This window comes from Ferroplasma acidarmanus Fer1, from assembly GCF_000152265.2.
In the GTDB taxonomy this organism is placed as follows: domain Archaea; phylum Thermoplasmatota; class Thermoplasmata; order Thermoplasmatales; family Thermoplasmataceae; genus Ferroplasma; species Ferroplasma acidiphilum.
Map to the genome: position 1 here is coordinate 1,717,080 of NC_021592.1, position 16,002 is coordinate 1,733,081.

The following is a 16,002-nucleotide window of genomic DNA, read 5'->3' on the forward strand; positions in this document are numbered from 1 at the left end:
AATTGACTATTTCTTAGCTTCTTTGCTTTTAGCATCTTTGTTTTTCATATCTGTAAGATATTTCTCAATGTACGCAAGATCCTGAGCCAGGGTTTTGTCATTTTCCTTTAGCCATAGGAGTCCTCCTGCGGAGTCAACCATAGTGCCGGAGAATTTCATATCCCCCACAAGCTGTTTCCAGTTAAAGGGAATTTTAGAAATTACTGACAGGTACATAGCATTGTTTAATTTTCTTACATGGAGTTTTCCATAGAAAAGGTCATCTTTTTTATAATAAATTTCAGTGGCAAATGGTGGTTCGCCCGGCCTGGGTGGAACTTCAGATTGGCCTGTTATTTCAGTACCTTTTAGAAGGTCATCGTAATTCATGATATGCCTCTTGAACTAAGATATTCCATTGACATTTTTGACAATCCCAATTCCTTTGGCGAGTAACCGAATGAAAGTCCGATAAGCTGTGTTATGTATAGTGCAGGAAGCCTCCAGTCCTGTTTAAACTGCCTCTGTATCTTAGTCTGTGTAACATCCAGCTGCAGGTGGCAAAGTGAGCAGGGGTGAACTAATATTTCTGAACCATTGTCCCTTGCACTGCTGAGTACGTTGTTTGCCATTTTGAGTGCCACAGTTGGGTTTGATCCCATCAGGGGAAAACCACAGCATGCTGACTTCATCGGGAAAGCTACGGGTGTTGCACCGGTTGCGGCTACAAGGTCCATTACGCTGTGTGGATTGAATGCAGATTCGAATCCCATTACATTTGATGGCCTCAACAACTGGCATCCGTAATATGTTCCAACCTTTATATTAGTTAAGGGTCTTTTTACATGTTTCCTGATGTTTTCTATTCCAACGTCCCTTATTAATACCCATATAAAGTGTTCAGATTCAACTCCGTTATCGTATTCCTCCATATTGGCGTTTTTTAATCTCTGGTCAACATCTTCTTTTAGAACAGGGTCGTTTTCATATTTGTCCACTGCAATTTTGTGTGAATTAAGGCAGACACTGCACGGAGTTGCCATTTTGTCATACCCCATTTTTTCTACCTTCTCAAGGTTTCTAAGATTCAAAGATGTATGTGACGATTCATTTTTATCATCCATAAATCCTCCACCACAGCAGTTCCAGTCGTCAACCTCCATTAACTCAAGGTCAAGATCCTTTGCTATTAACTGTGTGGCTATATCAACATCTTTCGCTATTCCATGGGATGCACATCCCGGATAATATGCTACCTTCATTTCTTTTCACCCATTAATTTTTTTATTTCATCCATATTTTTAACTTTGGAATCTTTTTCGAATGCGTATTTGAATTTGCCTGCTTTCAGCATGTCCACCGCATCTCTCATTGCTTCACCATATCCGAAACTTTTCAAAAATAGTGTTGATTCTTTTATTTTTCCTGTTGACGCTATAAGATTTTCTATAGCATCATCATGCTTTCTCGCCGCAACTGTTATCGCAGTATTTCCTTTGTATTCATCCAGATAATTCTTTGTTTTCTTTATTGCTATTACTGGCTGTACATCCTGCGGGCACACCTCATAGCACATATAACATGATGTACATCTGTATGCACTGTCCATTAAAATGTCTAACCTTTCCTGCCTCTTTGTGTCCCTTTCATCGTCCACGAACCTGAATCCTTTTGCATGGGCAGCAGGACCAAGGAACTTTTCATCCTCCTTTACAGAAGGGCATGCAGACACGCAAAGGCCACAGTAAATGCATTCCTCAAATTTCCATACCTCAGTCTGGTCTTCGGGAGTCATCCTCTGTTCATTTTCACCTGAAAGTACGGAATTATCGGCTACTAACCTGGGCATTACCTTGTACATCTTGTCGTAAAATACGTCTATATCTGTTATAAGGTCTCTAACTCCGGGATAATAGTCCATGCTCTCCAGATTGATTTCATTTTTTTCATCTGTAGCCTGCAATGCTATTGTCCTGCATGCCAGTGACGGGACGCCATTTATTTTCATTGAACAGCTTCCACAAACAGCCATATGGCAGGAGGCACGGTAAGCCAGGGAAGGATCCTGTTCGGATTTTATCCTTCTAAGAACCTCTGTCATCTGTGTGTATTTATCCACACTAAGTTTGTAGGACTTCCAGAATGCACCGTCTTTCTCATTATATTTTTTAACATTCACGGTTATTTCTTTTTCTTCCATTTAATACACCCTCGGTTCAGGTTTCCACCTTGTATACGTAACAGGCTTGTAGGATATTTTTATTTCATCTCCGGCAAGATATGTTATGGTATGCTTCATCCAGTCCTTATCATTCCTTTCAGGGAAATCATCCCTGAAATGTGCACCCCTTGTTTCTGTCCTGTTCAATGCTCCAGTAGCCATAGCATATGCAACATCAATCATATTCCTTGTTTCCAGGGCATTGAATAGTTCGGTGTTGTAATTTGTGGATTTGTCCGTAACATACATAGACCTTGATCTTGTTCTCAGATCTTTTATCTTTGAAATAGCCTGTGCAAGTTTGTCATTGTCCCTGAATATGCCAACGTTGTCCCACATGATATCCCTGAGTTCCTCTGTCAGGACGCCGAAATGTTCACCGCTTTCTCTCTTTATATAGGCATAGGCATTATCTACCAGCTTGTCCACGTCACTGTTTGACTCTATTTTTTTATGGGATTTAAGGTATTCTACCATGGCATTTCCAGTTTCCCTTCCATATACAAGGGTTTCCAGAAGTGAATTTGAACCCAGCCTGTTAGCACCATGCACAGAAACACACGCAGCTTCTCCTGCGGCAAATACACCTTTCAGGTCATGGTTTGTTCCTGTTATGTCAACATCTATGCCACCCATGAAGTAATGCTGTGCCGGCCTTACCGGTATCATCTCTTCAGCAGCATCCACGCCGGAGAAGTTCTTTGCTGCATCGTATGCCAGTGTTAATCTTTCCAGGATATATTTCTTTCCCAGATGCCTGAGATCAAGGCCTAAATATCCGCCTTCGAATCCTCTCCCCTCACGGATTTCAATTGCCATGGACCTGGAAACAATGTCCCTTGGTGCAAGGTCAAATTTATGGGGCGCATAGCGTGCCATGAATCTTTCTCCCTTGTTATTTTTCAATATTGCACCCTCAGCCCTTGCTGCTTCGCTAATTAATATATCGGATGGATAAAGACCGGTTGGATGGAACTGTACGAATTCCGGGTCTTTAAGTGCCACACCGGATCTCAATGCTATGCCATGCCCATCGCCGGTGTTGATGTAACTGTTTGTTGAATGTTTATACATCATGCCTATTCCGCCGGATGCTATAAGCAATGCCCTTGATTTCAGGTATATGGGGTCAAGCGTTTTCATTTCCATTGCTACTAGCCCATTTACACTATCGCCTTCTCTTGCAATGTCAAGAACATAATATTCATTGTAAAAATCAATATTCTTAAATCCCGTTGAATGCTCGAAAAGGGTATGCAGCAATGCCATTCCGGTTTTATCTGCAATAAATCTTGTCCTTGGATAGGTTTGCCCTCCAAAATACCTTAATGCTATCCTTCCATCGGGCTGCCTGTTAAAAGGAGCTCCCCATGCATCCAGCAAATTAACTATTTCTCCAGACTTTTTGGACAGCAATTCAGCAGCATCCTGATCTACCAGATAATCTCCTCCCTTGACCTCGTCATAGGACATAAAATCAGGATCATCATTCGGGTCAGAATTACCCATAATGTAGGCTGCTATGCCTCCTTCTGCAGCTGAAGAATGTGAACGTGTTGGAAAAACCTTCGAAACTACAGCAACAGTAAAACCGCCTGCCGCAACCATATTGGCAGCCATTAATCCGGCTAGCCCACCTCCTAAAATAACTGCATCATATTCTTTTTTTTCCATGAAATTATCACCAGTATATATTTTTTATGTAATGTTATAATGAAATAAAATATAATATTTTTGTTTTATACGAATTATCAGTGTGATGCGAAGTAATCATCTGCAAGTTTGTTGTTTTTCTTTACAGATTCTACGCTCTTCATCCATTCCTTTGCATCGGCTTCACTGAATTTTAAATCATATATTTCCTCAACGCCATTCTTTCCAATTTTTATTGGCACTCCGATAAAGGCGTTGCTGACTTTATAATTTTCAGCGTGTTTTCCTGTAAGGTATGCTGCACATGGAATTACCCTGTGTTGATCGTTAACTACAGACTCAACCATTACAGAAATGGATATTGATGGTGCATAGAATGCTGTTCCTGTTTTGTAAAGGTTAAGTATCTCTCCCCCTCCAAATCTGGTTCTTTTAATGATTTCCTGTATTTTCTCTTCGCTAAGAAGATCAGATATGGGTATTCCTGAAACACTGGAGTAATGTATAAACGGAACCATATCGTCACCATGCCCACCTATTACGAAAGCATTTACATCCCTTACAGATACATTAAGTGCTTCAGCCAGGAAAGTCCTGAATCTGGAACTGTCCAGCGACCCGCCCAATCCTATTATTCTCTCTGGGCTAATTCCGGATGCTTTCTGCAATGCGTATGCCATTATATCTGCTGGATTTGTTACAGCAACTATTATTGAATCCGGTGAATATTTCTTTATCTGTTCCCCAACATCCTTCATTATTCCTATATTCTTTACCAGAAGATCGTCCCTGCTCATTCCTGGCCTTCTTGCAAGCCCGGCTGTAACTACTATTACATCTGAACCTTTTAAATTTGCATATTCCTTAGGGTCCTGGGTGCAAAATCCCTGCAATTTGCAATCAAAGCCAAAATGTGGTGCTCCTTCCTGTATATCCAGTGCTTTTCCCTCTGCAACGCCCTCAACAATATCAAAAATGCTAATATCTGCGATATTCTTGATAGCCAGAACCTGTGCTACACTTGCACCTACTGCTCCTGCGCCAATAATAGAAATCTTCTTGTCCATAGATTGGTATAGCCTTTCAAATTAAATATTTTTGTATTATCCCGAAAGTATTCAAAGATATAGATACATCGGGAAAGTGTAAATATGTAATTATTATATAGTTTTATTATGCTGGATTTACAGAAGTTGAGATATGGGGATGAATTATTAAAACGCGGATTTGCTAAAATGACAAAGGGAGGTGTTGTTATGGATGTTACCAATGCCGAACAGGCAAAAATTGCCGAAAAAGCAGGTGCAGTTTCCGTAATGGCACTGGAAAGGGTTCCTTCCGATATACGTGCCCAGGGTGGAGTTGCAAGGATGTCAGATCCACTTAAGGTTAAAGAAATCCTTGATTCTGTTTCTATACCTGTTATGGCTAAAGTCAGGATAGGGCATTTAAGCGAAGCTTCAATACTGGAATCACTGGGTGTTGATATGCTTGATGAGAGCGAAGTGCTCACTCCTGCAGACCCATTTTACCATATAAATAAAAAAATGTATAAAGTTCCGGTTGTATGCGGTGCAAGGACTTTTCCAGAAGCAGTGAGAAGGATATTTGAAGGCGCAGCAATGATAAGGACGAAAGGAGAGGCCGGAACAGGAAATATAATAGAAGCAGTCAGGCATATTCGCACTGTTAACGATGGTATATACATATTGAATTCCATCACATCAGACGAAATGTACGCAGTTGCCGAAAATATATCGAAAAGCTACACCACTTTGAGAAACCTGACAGCATCAGACCTTTACGGTGCAGATAAGGAAATGCCATATGATAATGTATATTATGGAATGGATTTCAGGGAAATATCCAATCAGATATATAAAGTTTTAAAGGAGATAAAACATTTAAAGAGGCTGCCACTGGTTAACTTTGCTGCCGGTGGAATTGCAACACCTGCCGATGCGGCACTTATGATGAAAATGGGCATGGACGGCGTATTTGTGGGAAGTGGAATATTCAAATCCAGGGATCCACAGAAGATGGCCGAAGCAATAGTTGAAGCAACTGAAAATTATGAGGACTATAAATTGCTTTCAGATGTTTCATCCGGACTTGAGGGCATGCATGGGCTTGACATATCTGAGATAGAAAAACTTCAAAACAGATAAATTATTTTTGAATATTTATGAAAATCGGAATACTGGATATACAGGGAGATGTGTCTGAGCATTTCCAGATGATAAAACGATTGCCCGTGAAATACCATGCTGTTCCCATAATGGTTAAAACTGTAAATGACCTTGCTGGCATATCCGGGTTAATTATACCTGGCGGCGAAAGCACAGTTATATACATGCTTCTTAAAAAATCAGGAATGTATGAAAAGATTGTTGAAATGGCACATTCAGGGCTTCATATTATGGGTACATGTGCAGGCGCAATACTCGTTTCCAGGGATACGGGCGACAAACAGGTAGAGGGGATGAATCTCATCGATATATCCATAAAAAGAAACGCCTATGGAAGGCAGATCAATTCATTTATACAGAAAATAAATATATCTGGAATAGGAAACTTTGATGCAGTGTTCATCCGCGCTCCTGAGATTGAATCTACCGGGAATTCAGAAGTGCTTGGTTTAGAAAGTGGAAAACCTGTTATTGTGAGAGAGGGAAATATAATGGCTTTGACATTCCATCCGGAACTTACAGGAAATACAGGAGTCCATGAACTATTTGTTTCTGGAATCACCGGATAATTTTTTTGCTATTCCTATATAATATTGAATTTATACATTTAAAATCCTTAAAATTATATGCAATTATTCTATACTGAAAGCGTGGAAAATAAGCGGGTTAAAAACCTGATAAAAGTTAATATAATAATAGGCATAATCACTGTTATAGAGGTAGTTTATGTCATATCCCATTTTAAACTTTATCTGGCAAATGCGCTTGCTATCGATATATTATCCATCGTTCTGGGAATGTCTTTTGCTGCCACTATGTTTCTCTGGGTTGTTGGCATAACAAAGAATTAATACATTTAAAGTATCTGCATTCATGCAATCTAATGCTGAAAATAATATAATAGTGGCTAAATTTGAAGCTAATGAAGATGTTCTGTCCAATTTAAATCTTCTTGTTGAAAAATACTCAATTAAAACAGGATTCATTGATATGGGCATAGGCATGATAAAAAATTTGAAAATCGGGTACTGGAATATAAACAAATACGATGAATTGTTAATAGAGGACAGATCAGAGCTTGTGGCATTCCATGGTTCAATTGCAAATGACAAAAACAGGTTTCATATACATATAGGGGTGGCAAGAAAAGACCATGGCCTTTATGGCGGGCACTTTTTCTCCGGAATTGCTGACCCATTGATGGAAGTTAAAATCACTAAATTTGATAACATAGAGTTCACCAGAAAATACAACCCTGAATCAACACTGAATGAACTGGAAATTCATTAATAGCCCTTATTTAAGGTTTTTAAAAATGTATATAAATGAAATATTTCTCAGCATTCAGGGGGAAGGTCTTTATTCCGGTGAAAAGATGGTTTTCATACGTACGGAATACTGCAACCTCAGGTGTTCATGGTGTGATACAAAGTACTCCTTTTACGAAGGAAAAGAAATGTCAATAGATGAAATAGTTGAATCAGCCAGGAATATTAATAGTGGGCATGGAGCATCCTGGATCTGCCTGACAGGTGGAGAGCCACTACTCCAGAAGGATATTTCTGTTCTTGTGGACAGGCTTTCAGAGGAATATAATATACTGCTGGAAACTTCAGGCAGCCTGAACATAGGCCGTTTTTTGCCCAACCATGTAAAAGTTAAGAAGGACATAGATTTCAAGCTTCCATCATCGGGAATGTACAGAAAATTCAATGATAAAAATATATCATACATGGAAGAAGGCGATTATATAAAATTTGTTGTAAATGATTTAAATGACTTCAACGTTGCAATGGAAGAAATTGAAAAGATAGGCAAAAATGTGAAAATAGTAGTACAGCCTGTATACGGCACAGACATAAAGGTGCTTGCAGATGCGTTTATTGATAAGGCACCTTCAAACGCACGGTTGATGCTTCAGGAACATAAATACATATACGGGGAAATAAGAGGGGTATAAATGGAAGAAAATAGTAGAGATATATTAAAAGAAAGCATAAAGGCTCTGGTTTACAACCTGCATGAAGAATACGGGTGGTTCAATGATGAGGAACTTAAAAATACTCCACGCCGCATTGAAAATTTCTACAGAGAATGGTACGGGGCAAGGAATTTCACTTTCACAAAATTTAAAATTACAGGGCATGAGAGCATGGTGATTGTCAAAAATATATCATTTTATTCAATGTGTTCACATCATCTCCTGCCCTTTTTCGGAAATATAAATATAGCATACCTTCCACGCCCTGCTGGATACATAGCGGGGGTGAGCAAGCTGGTACGGTCTGTAAATAAAATAGCAAGCAAACCACAGCTGCAGGAAAACATGACATCCGAAATAGTAAATTTGCTTTATGATAATTTGAACCCGCTCTTTGTCATGGTCACGGCGAAGGGGCAACATATGTGCATGATGATGAGGGGGGTTAAGCAGGAAAGTGCAACCATGGTAACTTCATCTGTAAAATATAGCGATGTGGTAAAAACTGAACTGGAATCGCTCAAGAATGAAGCATTGAAGATGATGGGTGAATAAAAATGTACAGGATTGAAGTTGTAGGGGCATTAAAGGGTTTAACATGGAGTTCTGGCCATTACGTTCCTGATAATGAAAAATGCAAAAATTTCCATGGCCACGATTATTCTATAGATGTTATAATAGACTCAGATGGTGTAAAAGCCAGTGGAATGGCAATTGATTTCACCATAGTAAAGCAGGCAATAAAGCCTGTGATAGAGAACATGGACCATAAATTCATGATACCTGAAGATGATATAAGGCAAAATGAAAACCCTGGATTTATAGATATTTATGTAAGGGGCAAATACAGGGGGACAATGTCCCGATCAGACATTTTTGCCTTTCCATATTCTGCCGACACAGCAGAATTCATAGCAAAATACTGTTATGATAAAATATTTGCAAAACTACTGGGCCTGATGGAAAATTTCAGGTTAAAGGTTACTATCCACGAAGGGCCAGGAAATATGGCAACGTACAATGAAAATTAATTTATTGCATATGCCGTAAATTTTTCTCTTTTATGATTTCAGCAACTATGCTGATGGCAATTTCATTTATGGTAATAGCTTTTATATCTATTCCTGCAGGGCATTTTATCAGGGAGGTATCAAGTCCAGGGTTCTGATTTTTAACCTGTTCCATGTCCTTATTGAATCTGTTTTTGCTTGAAACTATGGAGAGATACACCGGCTTATTTTTAAGAAAATGTGATATGAATTTTATTTCATTCTCGGTCTTGGTTAGAAGAACTACAAAGTCTTCACTGTAATCTTCTGACATGAGTTTTTCAGTTTCTTCTTTTTTATTTATATTTATTACAACAGGCTCCATGCCGGTATAATCCATAAGTCCCATCATAGCTTCAAGAAGCTTATCATCATTGGATTCCACAAGCATTACTATATTACGTCGGTGTACATATGGCTCAATGAATAATTCTATCATTCCGCCACATGTAGTATTCATGGAATAATCCGAGGTCTTGTTGTCCTTATCCAGTGCAATTTTAAGATATTTCGTTTCCTGTTTTTCAATTGAAGCATTTAATTCACCGAGAACAACCTTATCAAGGGACGGGCTTCCCAGTGTACCGTATAAAATGCTTTTGCCGGATGCGAGAATCTTAAATCCCGGTTTGGCAATTGATGACCCCGATGTTTTAATTACAGTGGCTATTGCATAATCTTTCTTATTATTCTGCAAGCTTGTTTGAAGTGGAATTATGTCATCGTACATATTTATTTAAACGCAAACTTCCATAAAACTTTTTTCAATATGAACAGGGCAGATGCCAATTTTACCACTTATAAACTTTACTATTTATGCGCAAAAATTGTACATTATAACGGATTATAGTCAATTAATAAGTATATATCTGGATAGTATTTTAAATTTTGCCGTTATGTATGCAACTACATAACATATATGGGTTAAATTGTAATTCATTATCATGGCAATAATAAAAGCTGAAAAAGGACAGATAAGTGATAAGGTAGTTATACTGGGAAATCTTGACAGGCAGAAAATTATCAATTCATACCTGAAAAATACAGAGAAAGTGTCTGAGTTTGCAGGTTATCATACATATACAGGAGAGTACAACGGTAAGAAAATTACAACAGTATTTCATGGAATAGGAATTCCATCCATGGCACTTGTTGTGGATGATTTAATAGGAATGGGTGCAAAACAAATTGTGCGTTTCGGTTCATCCTTCTCTGTGTCTGATAAGGTAAAGCCTGGAACACCAATACTGCCTATAGGATATTCTTATAACTTTGGCGGAGTATTCAAACAGTATCTTGGAGATCAATATTCAATAGCTTTGACACCGGATTACCAGATGCTCAAGGCTGAAGAGGAAAAACTTTCGGCTGCAGGGCTCGGGCCTGTTGTGGGAAATGTATTTACCAGCGATGCCCTGATGACCCATAATAAAGAATTCGGTCAAAAACTGGCAAAAGATGGGAATATTGCAGTGGAACTGGAAGGTGCCGGGCTTTACTTTATAGCTAAATTAAGGGGAGTTAAAGCTCTTTCAGTGCATCTTGCATACGGAAATCTGGTAACAGGAGAACAATTGCCAGCCGATAAAATAAGTGAAAAAGAGAAAAAGATCTCTGAAACTTTACTGGAACTTCTCACACAATAAATTTACCATTTTGTGAAAATATAATATTAAATTTTTATATATTCATTCTTTTAAAGCTTATATATGTCCAGTACCGCTTTCAAATCCCGCAGTGCTAATTCTGGAGGGAAAGGAACCTCAGTATTATTTTTGACACTATCCGCAAATTCCATTATTTCAGCGGTATACACATCATACTTTTTCACATTTGCTTTCTCTCCATTGAGTATCAGGTCGCCATATACTGTCCTTACAGGCGTTCCAACTTCCCATGATGTCCTGGATTTAACATCCTCATAAATAGAACCTTTCTCCCCTATTATCTCAAATGCCGGCAATTCAGGTGGGTTTCTGTATGACCATGAATAGAAAAATAATCCATAGGTGCCATTTTCAAATTTGAATAAGGCAGCGGTGTTGTCTTCACCATTAAGAATAGATCCGCCGTGAATGCTTTTTCCATGAATGCTTTCATAGTTCCCTCCAAAATTCAATAATGTATCTAGAAAATGGATTCCTCCGTCTATAAGGGCACCTCCACCCATTTGATCCTTATCGGTTCTCCAGCCTCCATGCTCAAAAAATCTCTGGTCACGAACTATTATAGTGTTTATTCTTCCTATTCTATTTTCTTTTATAAATTTAACAGCCGCCCTTACCGATGGGTCAAAGAAATACTGATCTGTAACCATAAATTTTACCCCGTAATCCTTTGACGCCCGTATCATAGCTTCTCCGTCATCCAGTGTAGTGGCAATAGGTTTCTCTACAAGGACATTGCTGCCTGCTTCCATAGCCTTTATAGCCATTTCCTTATGTAGATAATGAGGTACCACAAGGTCAACTATGTCAAAGCGGTCTTTTATTGCATCTTCGAAGCTGCTGTACACATTTTCTATTTTGAATTTTTCCACGGTTTTTTCTATAACTTCTGGTTTTCTTTCTACTATGCTTATTTCCATGTCCTTTATTCCGGAAAGATGTTTCTGTCCAAAATTGTTAGCCCCAACAACAAGTATTTTCATAATATCATAATATTAATATATTTAATTATTTTTGCATTTACCGGAAAATCAATGAATACGGCTAAAATTATTTAAATCCATTATTATTTTCTGAATTTGTATTCCCGTGAACCGGCTCCCTGGTGGATTTTATAAATGATTTATCTGCAAAAATAAATTTATGGTTATCCATATCCTTTTCAATAGATATTTTACCGGAAATGTTAAGTGCCTTTATTCTGGACTTGATCAATTTCCCGCTAATTCTCTTCCTGCGACCTGATTTCAGTATTTTTTTCAGTGTAGAACCGTTTAATTCTATTATCAACTCATCAACGTTTTTATTATTAAAATAAAGAGTTTCAAGCAGAAATATGGCGAGTATGGCAAAAACACCGGCAAACCCGGCATAGTATGGCAGGTTTCCAGTATAATAAACAATTTTTGAATCAGTATATGTTTTCCCGCCATCAGTTACTTTTACAGATATTTTATCAATTCCTGCGCCCAATTTTGTTGTAAGGCTTTTTCCTGCATTAGAGTATTTACCATTTACATACCACGCAATGGTTGCATTGGCTGTTAGGTTTCCGTTAATTTTAACATAGAATTTGCCATTGTCGTTTACTATTCTTACGTTACTTATTTTAGTAACAGTATTATTTATGAGATCTCTACTATTGTTATACTTAAAAACATAGCTACTATTATATGTATACCCTGCAATGTTCGCCGCCATAAAATCTATTGTGTAATACCCGCTGTGAATGCCTGTAAATGTAAGGTTAAAAGTGCTGTTATTGGTATTGTATGTTTTGTTCAATGCTACTGCGCTGATATGGTATGGTAAACTTGAGTTTATATCCAGTGTTAATATTGTGTTGTTGAATTTTACATCTTCATTAACAGACCTGATAGTAATCTTATATGGCGATGTTATTGAGAAATTACTATACAGTTCTATATTCTGTCCATTCGCGGCTATAATTGTCCCATTTGATGAAGACAGGGTATCCGGAGCATTAACTCCAAGTGCCTCCATACTACCCTCGCTGCTTTGTACAATATTGCCATTATCAATGCCTATATTATTTGCAATATATGAAAAATGATAGTATAAATAACCATTCATAGACCTTGATAAGTTGCCCCTCTCAAAGTATGATGAAATCCCATTGTTAAGATAGAAATATTTAATGTTATATTTTCCTGTTATTTCCCACCCACCAGTTTTCACTATCCGTCCATCTGCAGTAACAGTATAGTTCTCAATACCTGTTTTATTCATGGCTATAATGTTAATGTCCCTGGAAACATTAACTTTCAGGATGGAAACATTGGCAATATTGATCTTATCCCCATTTGCAAACATCATACCGCCATTTAGATTATAAAATACATAGTTTCCATTGAAAAAGAGTAGATGTGTCATATTATAGTTTCTATAAGTATAGTTTTCCACATTCAAATCAGTTTTATTAATGGTGTATATACTGGTAAATGAATTGTTCCACGTATAATAGATATAATGGCTCCCGGATTGGATAGATGATATATTTTCAGTCTGGAAATTGTGTATCTCCCCAAGAGTTGAGTAATTATTTGTATGATAATTATAACGTTCAATTACGCCCTTATCGTGAATATAAATTATGGAATTTAAGCTGGAATCTAAAAAGGCAGTCTGATTCTTTTTAATAGGTGCAGGGTTTAAAATTAAAGATTTTTGATGTGTCAATTTATGTGTGTTCTGGCTACCTGGAAGTAGAAGGCCAGTATAATGTTTAACCGATAATTTTCCTATAGTTTGATGTGAGAATTGCCCACCAAACATGAATGATATATTACCAGAATTATAGGAATTTTTAAGGGCAATAACATGGGGGATTGCCGGTTCTTTTCCTTCCCAGATTAGAGCATGATTTTGTATACCGTTGTTCATTATTATATGGATACTATACATTATATTCTCCCCGGAAAGATTTAATATCCCATTATAATCCTGTGAACCGGAAACAGTTGTAATTGTATCCTTTCTTCCATACGAAATGCTAAAAAGTGTTTTGTTCTCCTGTTTTAAAATAATATAATTTTCCGTACCACCATTGTTATCCGGGTTTATCCCACCTGTTACGTTAAATGTATATTCAGTGCTTTTATACGCGCTTTCGTTTTCAACATAGTAAGAAGGGGTAGAACTTGAAGTAACAATATTTACACTGCCATTGGAGGCATTGGTGACCTGTGTCGTAGTTTTATCCCCAGAAATATATGTAGGTGTTAAGGCATTATTAAATGCATCTGAGACATGAACTGGAAACACAGTTACAAATATCAACATAAATATAACAACCATCACAGGAAATGGCTTTAATCTCATTCCTGGTAATTAAAATAAAATATAAAAAGTTCTTTTCCGTAATTAATTTTCTATAATAATGTGTGTGCCTATAATAGAAATGGGAAAACAATTAATTAGGAAATTGCCTTTAATGTCCTATGTCAAAAATTGCAAAAATTTCCGAAGGAGGTAATTTTCCATGGAGATAAAATTTCTCGGGAACTGGGCTTCCCATATTCAGGCCGGGAAAAGAAATGTTTCCATTATTATTGATGGCCATATTCTTCTGGACTGTGGCCCGCATACAATAGAATCTATGCTTGAAAGTGGGATTAACCCGGCACAGGTGGATAAAATACTGATTAGCCACATGCATCTTGACCATTATGGTGGACTTGCTGAAATACTCTGGTATAGGGCAGCCAGAGAAGCAAAAGATGAAGTAATAATCCTTGGGCCAAAGGGAATAATGAAAAATACTGAACAGCTCTTGAAGATATATAACACTCCTGACCATTATATGTTTAGCATGAAATCTAATTATGTTGAAATAAACAATAATGGAGAGATATATGAAGTTAAAACAAAGTTTACGGATAAGGTTAAAAATGATTATATTGAAGCATTTACAGGGAATCACAGCATTCCTGACAATATGTACAGGCTGGAATATCGTGGGAATACTGTAGCTTATACAGGGGATACCGCTTATAATGATAATATCTCACAGGTGGGGGAAAAGGCTGACATATTTTTACATGAGATGACGTTCACAGATGAGGACGCTGAAATAGCTAAACTATCCAAACACTCAACCTATTCATCTGCATTGAGAGGTTTCAGCGAGAGCCATGCAAAGAAATTGGTGCCGGTACATCTTACAGATAAAACGGTTTCAACTTTAAAAGCGAAGTCCAGTGAAAATATTATCCTGCCATTTACTGATATAAATTTGTGAGTGCCATATGCAAACTAAAAAATGAATTACGATCCCTTAGGAGAAAGCCAGCGTTTAGCTCCAGGATGAACGCGTAAATGTAATGATAGTGTTAATCATAGGTGGGCTTGCCGAAGTGATGCTTGGACCGAATTGAGACTGGAGAGCCTGGAAAAAGCATCAAAGGATAATTAATTTTTAAGGAAATCAAGTAATTTATTTATATCTTTAAAATTTTTCAGTGTCAGATCGGCTGCACTTAAATCGGTGATAGGGTATACGCCCGTAGCAATGCCTACAGCACCGGTTGAAGCCTCCCTTGCAGCCTTTATATCTAGTGGAGTATCCCCTATGAGATAAATTTCAGAACGGTTAATATTACTTCCATATCTCTGTATTGCATAATCAACAAGTTTTGACCTGATTATACTATCACTTCCATACCCACCGGTAATAAAATACTCTTCTATACCAGCATGCTGGAGCCTTATTTCGGCGATAGGCTGTAGATTCCCTGTTAGGATGCCCGATATATGCCCGTTAACCTTTACCGCGTCAAGCACATTTTTAACATTGTTAAGCAATTTATAGTCCGCAGGTTGCAGATTGGTTGATACATATCCTATCAAAGCCTGAAATGCAATATCCAGTTTAGCCTTAATTTCCACTTCAGGAATTCCCTGTTTTTTCAATAATCCATACATAATGCCAGTATCGGTCATCCCATGCCTCGGGAATGATTTTATATCGGTATCCACACCGTAAATTTCCTTGCATACATAATCAAAAGCTGCAGTATGGGTAGGGGATTCTTCCATTAATGTACCATCTATATCAAATAAAATCAGTTTAACCATAGAGCTAAATACAAATTTAATTTATAGCTTTTTCATCGGTTTAATGTACTTTACATTTCAGATCTGGATGCGAGATGGGTAATTTTAATCTAGATTATTTGGCTTCTCAACATGGCAATCTATTTTCTATAATTGTAAGTTTTATACAGTATTTCTTAGCATTCCC

Annotated in this window: 18 protein-coding genes; 9 read left to right on the forward strand and 9 right to left on the reverse strand. The window is 37.6% G+C overall.

Features of this window, described 5'->3' with window-relative positions:
- Positions 1–6: 6 nt before the first annotated feature.
- The 5 genes from FACI_RS08640 to mdh all read right to left on the reverse strand — a co-directional run bounded on the left by FACI_RS08640 (position 7) and on the right by mdh (position 4,920).
- Positions 7–369, reverse strand: coding sequence for a succinate dehydrogenase subunit D (locus tag FACI_RS08640; RefSeq protein ID WP_009887777.1), 363 nt, complete (start codon positions 367–369; stop codon positions 7–9).
- Positions 366–1,241: a CoB--CoM heterodisulfide reductase iron-sulfur subunit B family protein gene (locus FACI_RS08645; RefSeq protein ID WP_009887778.1), complete on the reverse strand. Its 876-nt coding sequence runs from the start codon at positions 1,239–1,241 to the stop codon at positions 366–368. The genes FACI_RS08640 and FACI_RS08645 overlap by 4 nt, the downstream gene beginning before the upstream one ends.
- Complete coding sequence (locus FACI_RS08650) at positions 1,238–2,179, reverse strand: succinate dehydrogenase/fumarate reductase iron-sulfur subunit (protein ID WP_009887779.1); 942 nt, start codon at positions 2,177–2,179, stop codon at positions 1,238–1,240. Before FACI_RS08650 ends, FACI_RS08645 begins: the two co-directional genes overlap by 4 nt.
- The gene (locus FACI_RS08655) at positions 2,180–3,874 is read right to left on the reverse strand and encodes a succinate dehydrogenase flavoprotein subunit (protein ID WP_009887780.1); all 1,695 of its coding nucleotides are present in this window, start codon (positions 3,872–3,874) and stop codon (positions 2,180–2,182) included. It abuts the gene before it with no gap.
- Between the two features lie 77 nt (positions 3,875–3,951).
- The gene (gene mdh, locus FACI_RS08660) at positions 3,952–4,920 is read right to left on the reverse strand and encodes a malate dehydrogenase (RefSeq protein ID WP_009887781.1); all 969 of its coding nucleotides are present in this window, start codon (positions 4,918–4,920) and stop codon (positions 3,952–3,954) included.
- 108 nt (positions 4,921–5,028) lie between these two features.
- Here mdh and pdxS point away from each other — a divergent pair, with 108 nt between their 5' ends.
- The 7 genes from pdxS (at position 5,029) to FACI_RS08695 (ending at position 9,054) form a co-directional block, all read left to right on the forward strand.
- Positions 5,029–6,021, forward strand: a complete 993-nt coding sequence (gene pdxS / locus FACI_RS08665; protein WP_009887783.1) for a pyridoxal 5'-phosphate synthase lyase subunit PdxS — start codon at positions 5,029–5,031, stop codon at positions 6,019–6,021.
- Between the two features lie 17 nt (positions 6,022–6,038).
- Entirely contained in the window at positions 6,039–6,611 is a 573-nt protein-coding gene (gene pdxT / locus FACI_RS08670) for a pyridoxal 5'-phosphate synthase glutaminase subunit PdxT (RefSeq protein WP_009887784.1), read from the forward strand.
- Between the two features lie 81 nt (positions 6,612–6,692).
- Complete coding sequence (locus FACI_RS08675; protein ID WP_148285754.1) at positions 6,693–6,893, forward strand: hypothetical protein; 201 nt, start codon at positions 6,693–6,695, stop codon at positions 6,891–6,893.
- A 22-nt stretch (positions 6,894–6,915) separates the two neighbouring features.
- Positions 6,916–7,332 carry a PPC domain-containing DNA-binding protein gene (locus FACI_RS08680; protein ID WP_009887786.1) on the forward strand — a complete coding sequence of 139 codons (417 nt, stop codon included), beginning with the start codon at positions 6,916–6,918 and terminating at the stop codon, positions 7,330–7,332.
- Between the two features lie 25 nt (positions 7,333–7,357).
- The gene (locus FACI_RS08685; RefSeq protein WP_019841771.1) at positions 7,358–8,002 is read left to right on the forward strand and encodes a 7-carboxy-7-deazaguanine synthase QueE; all 645 of its coding nucleotides are present in this window, start codon (positions 7,358–7,360) and stop codon (positions 8,000–8,002) included.
- On the forward strand, positions 8,003–8,578 hold the full coding sequence (gene folE / locus FACI_RS08690; protein ID WP_009887788.1) for a GTP cyclohydrolase I: 576 nt from the start codon (positions 8,003–8,005) through the stop codon (positions 8,576–8,578).
- A gap of 2 nt (positions 8,579–8,580) precedes the next feature.
- Entirely contained in the window at positions 8,581–9,054 is a 474-nt protein-coding gene (locus FACI_RS08695; protein ID WP_009887789.1) for a 6-pyruvoyl trahydropterin synthase family protein, read from the forward strand.
- A gap of 1 nt (position 9,055) precedes the next feature.
- Here FACI_RS08695 and FACI_RS08700 read toward each other — a convergent pair whose 3' ends face one another.
- Entirely contained in the window at positions 9,056–9,802 is a 747-nt protein-coding gene (locus FACI_RS08700; RefSeq protein ID WP_009887790.1) for an XdhC family protein, read from the reverse strand.
- 214 nt (positions 9,803–10,016) lie between these two features.
- On the opposite strand from FACI_RS08700, the gene FACI_RS08705 reads away from it, so the two are divergent.
- Entirely contained in the window at positions 10,017–10,718 is a 702-nt protein-coding gene (locus FACI_RS08705) for a phosphorylase family protein (RefSeq protein ID WP_009887793.1), read from the forward strand.
- 50 nt (positions 10,719–10,768) lie between these two features.
- On the opposite strand, the gene FACI_RS08710 is transcribed toward FACI_RS08705, so the two are convergent.
- Together FACI_RS08710 and FACI_RS08715 are read right to left on the reverse strand one after the other, a co-directional pair.
- Positions 10,769–11,722, reverse strand: coding sequence for a Gfo/Idh/MocA family protein (locus tag FACI_RS08710; protein WP_009887794.1), 954 nt, complete (start codon positions 11,720–11,722; stop codon positions 10,769–10,771).
- A 67-nt stretch (positions 11,723–11,789) separates the two neighbouring features.
- The gene (locus FACI_RS08715; protein WP_009887795.1) at positions 11,790–14,081 is read right to left on the reverse strand and encodes a hypothetical protein; all 2,292 of its coding nucleotides are present in this window, start codon (positions 14,079–14,081) and stop codon (positions 11,790–11,792) included.
- A gap of 160 nt (positions 14,082–14,241) precedes the next feature.
- Here FACI_RS08715 and FACI_RS08720 point away from each other — a divergent pair, with 160 nt between their 5' ends.
- A complete protein-coding gene (locus tag FACI_RS08720) occupies positions 14,242–15,000 on the forward strand; it encodes an MBL fold metallo-hydrolase (protein WP_009887796.1) in 759 nt (252 codons plus the stop codon).
- A gap of 170 nt (positions 15,001–15,170) precedes the next feature.
- On the opposite strand, the gene FACI_RS08725 is transcribed toward FACI_RS08720, so the two are convergent.
- Entirely contained in the window at positions 15,171–15,836 is a 666-nt protein-coding gene (locus FACI_RS08725) for an HAD family hydrolase (protein ID WP_009887797.1), read from the reverse strand.
- Positions 15,837–16,002 lie beyond the last annotated feature (166 nt).